Annotated in this window: 3 protein-coding genes and 2 tRNA genes; 1 reads left to right on the forward strand and 4 read right to left on the reverse strand. The window is 63.2% G+C overall.

What is annotated here, in order from left to right:
- Positions 1-1,383: trigger factor (gene tig / locus AC5RWX_RS31545; RefSeq protein ID WP_494100130.1), on the reverse strand; the 1,383-nt coding region annotated here is incomplete at its 3' end.
- An 81-nt stretch (positions 1,384-1,464) separates the two neighbouring features.
- Positions 1,465-1,539: transfer RNA gene (locus AC5RWX_RS31550), tRNA-Pro, on the reverse strand.
- Positions 1,540-1,691: 152 nt separating this feature from the next.
- Between AC5RWX_RS31550 and AC5RWX_RS31555 the strand changes: the two genes are divergently transcribed.
- Positions 1,692-1,765, forward strand: a tRNA-Gly gene (locus tag AC5RWX_RS31555).
- A 77-nt stretch (positions 1,766-1,842) separates the two neighbouring features.
- Here AC5RWX_RS31555 and AC5RWX_RS31560 read toward each other — a convergent pair.
- Together AC5RWX_RS31560 and AC5RWX_RS31565 are read right to left on the reverse strand one after the other, a co-directional pair.
- Positions 1,843-2,784: an Fpg/Nei family DNA glycosylase gene (locus AC5RWX_RS31560; protein ID WP_494100131.1), complete on the reverse strand. Its 942-nt coding sequence runs from the start codon at positions 2,782-2,784 to the stop codon at positions 1,843-1,845.
- Entirely contained in the window at positions 2,784-3,278 is a 495-nt protein-coding gene (locus AC5RWX_RS31565; protein ID WP_494100132.1) for a ribose-5-phosphate isomerase, read from the reverse strand. The genes AC5RWX_RS31560 and AC5RWX_RS31565 overlap by 1 nt, the downstream gene beginning before the upstream one ends.
- Positions 3,279-3,400: the final 122 nt, after the last annotated feature.

Genomic DNA, 3,400 nt, shown 5'->3' on the forward strand with positions numbered 1-3,400 from the left:
CTTGGCCTCTGCCTTGTCTTCATCCGCAGCAGCCTCAGGTGCTTCAGTTACTGCAGCTTCTTCGGTCTCCACGGCAGGAGCTTCTTCTTCGCCACCGGGACGGACGAAGTCGCTGAGGTCAACAGCCTTGCCTTCAGTGTCGGTCACCGTGGCCTGGCCGAGGACCACTGCCAGTGCCTTGCGGCGGCGGACCTCGGAAACCATCATGGGGACCTGGCCGCTCTGATCAATGATCTGGGCGAACTGGTTGGGGTCCATGCCGTACTGGCTGGCGGTGGTAACGATGTAGTCGATCAGCTCGTTCTGGCTGACGTTGACTTCTTCCTTTTCGGCGATGGCGTCCAGGATGATCTCGTTCTGGAAAGCGCGGGCCGTGTTGGCCCGGACCTCTTCACGGTGTTCCTCGGTGTCGTGCTCGCCTTCACCGTGGCCATTGCCCTCCTTGAAGTGGGCTTCAAGCTGCTCTTCAACCACCGAGTCCGGAACGGGAACCTCCACCAGCTCAACGAGCTTGTCCAGGACCTTGTCGCGGGCTTCGACGCCCTGCTCTACGACCTTGGAGTCTGCGGCCTGCTTAGCCAGGTCCTCGCGGAGCTCGGCCAGGGTGTCGAATTCGGAAGCCAGTTGGGCAAAGTCATCGTTGGCCTCGGGGAGTTCGCGCTCCTTGACGGCTTTTACGACTACCTTGACCTGGGCTTCTTCGCCGGCGTGATCGCCGCCCACCAATGTGGTGTTGAAGATGGCGTCCTCGTCGATGCTGAGGCCGGTCACGGCTTCATCGAGGCCTTCGAGCATGGTGCCCGAGCCCACCTGGTAGGAGAGGCCGGCTGCGGAGTCAACTTCTTCACCGTCGATCGTGGCAGTGATGTCGATGGTGAGGAAGTCACCGTCGGCAGCCGGGCGGTCCACGGACTTCAGCGTGCCGAAGCGGCCGCGCAGTTCATCAAGGGCCTTGTCAACGTCTTCGTCCGAGGACTGGGCTGCAGCAACCTCGACCTGGAGGCCGGCGTAGTCAGGCAGCTCGATCTCGGGGCGGACATCAACCTCGGCGGCGAACTTCAGGCCGCCATCCGTGGCGGAGGGATCCGGAACCTCGGTGATCTCCACCTCGGGACGGCTCAGGGGGCGGATGCCGGATTCCTGGACAGCAGCCTGGTACCAGCCGTTGAGGCCTTCGTTGATGGCCGTCTCCAGGACGTAGCCGCGGCCGACGCGCTGGTCGATCAGCTTTGCGGGGACCTTGCCCTTACGGAAGCCGGGGACCTGGATCTGCGAAGCAACGGTCTTGTAGGCCGAGTCGATGCTGGGCTTCAATTCCTCAAAGGGGACCTCAACATTGAGCTTGACCCGCGTGGGGGTGAGGTTCTCGACAGCGCTCTTCACGGTCTAAGTACTCCTGGGTTTGTGGGATGGGGTTCTGCAAACGCAATGTTCTGTCCAGGCCGAGAGGTCCGGGCCGCAGAGTCGGGGTGACAGGATTTGAACCTGCGACTTCCTGCTCCCAAAGCAGGCGCTCTAGCCAAGCTGAGCTACACCCCGTAAGTGCACAGGCAAGTCTACGGTCATACGCGCCAAGTTTGCACATTTGACACGTACCCCATGAATTAGGTTAAGTTATATCCGGCTTGAACAGCCAGCCCGAAGTTACCAGACTGCCAGCGCCTGACGGCCTTACAGCTGGACCTTCTTTCGGGGACGTAGCTTAATGGTAAAGCCTCAGTCTTCCAAACTGATTACGCGGGTTCGATTCCCGTCGTCCCCTCCAAGCAACATCAAAAGGCCCCTCAGTGAGGGGCCTTTTTGGGTTTCGGCACTCTTCAGGAAGCCGTACCTGTGGTGTTGCTAGGACTGCTGGCAGTACGGGCACCAGTAGAGCTTGCGTGCCGCCAGTTCGGCCATCAGCACTGTGGTGCTGCACACCCGGCACGGCAGCCCATTGCGTCTGTAGACAAAATGGGCATTCTCCCTGGCCGGGAATGTGTCGCTCTTGAGCGCAGCTGCGTCGGCAGCAGCCATGGCCGCCCGGCCGTTTCCGGACCAATACCTCGGCGTGGTGGTGATGATCCTGCCGTCCACCACGCCGAGGCCCATTACGGAGACGACGTCGCGCCACAGCTTTCGTGCCTCGGCGTCCGGAACGTCGGTTCCCGGCAGCCACGGGTCGAGCCGCCGCCGGAAAAGGACTTCCGCACGGTACACGTTTCCCACTCCGGCAATGATTTTCTGGTCCATCAGCAGCGCGGCTACGGGGGTCTTACGGCTCCGGAGATTCGCGGCGAAACGGCCGGCGTCCCCCCGGCGATTAACGAGTGGATCCGGGCCGAGCCGCGCCAGCACGGCGTCGGCCTCGGCAACGCTGATGGTTTCGCAGGTTGTGGCCCCGCGCAAGTCCGCCCAGCCATTGCTGCCTACGATGCGGACCCGCACGGCCCCCACCGGGTCCGGGGGACCGGCATAGCCGCCGGAGTCAGCATCGTCGCCACCGAAGGTTTCCTGCTCCCCCACCCGGCGCGGCGCACCAATGCTGGAAGAGCCTGCGAAAGTACTGTCTCCGCCGAAAGTCCAGGCCCCGTAGAGGCCCAGGTGTACGTGCAGTACCAGCGAGTGGTCGAAGTGCAGGAACAGGTGTTTCCCATGGGCCTCTGCAGCAACAAGGGTGTGCCCGTCGAGCAGCGCGGCTCCCCCGGCAAACCGGCCCTGCGGGCTGGACACAGCGAGCCGCTGGCCACCGAAAACGTCCCCGAACTGCCGTGCCAGGCGCCGGAGGGTATGCCCTTCCGGCACTACTCGATGACCTCGCCGGTAGTTTCATAGGCGGCGATTTTTCCGATCCTGCGGACGTGGCGCTCATCGTTACTGAAGGGCTCCGCCAGGAAGGCCTCGATCAGTTCCGTTGCTTCCTCCACGGTGTGCTGGCGGCCGCCCACAGCCACCACATTGGCATCGTTGTGCTCCCGGGCGAGGGTGGCGGTGGAATGGTTCCACGCCAGTGCTGCCCTGACACCCTTCACTTTGTTGGCTGCGATCTGTTCCCCGTTTCCTGATCCGCCAAGCACGATGCCCAAAGCGTGGACACCAGCCTGCTGGTCAGCGACCACGGCCAGGGCTGCATTGATGCAGAACGACGGGTAGTCGTCCTGGGCGTCGTAGACCTTCGGACCGTGGTCCACCACCTCATAGCCTTTGGCCGTCAGGTGGGTCACCAGGTGGGCGCTGAGTTCCATGCCGGCGTGGTCGGTGGCAATGTGTACCCGCGGGAAGTCAGGGGAAGAAGTCACGAGCAGATTCCGTTCGGTGTGGGCGCTGGCGGCCGGCACGAAGGGTGCAGGCCGGGGTGAACAACACGGACAAGAATACTAGGCCTCCGGCTGGCTGGCCGCTGAGGGGCCGCTGCCGCCCC

The sequence above is a fragment of the Arthrobacter sp. SPT-J7 genome, assembly GCF_059089965.1.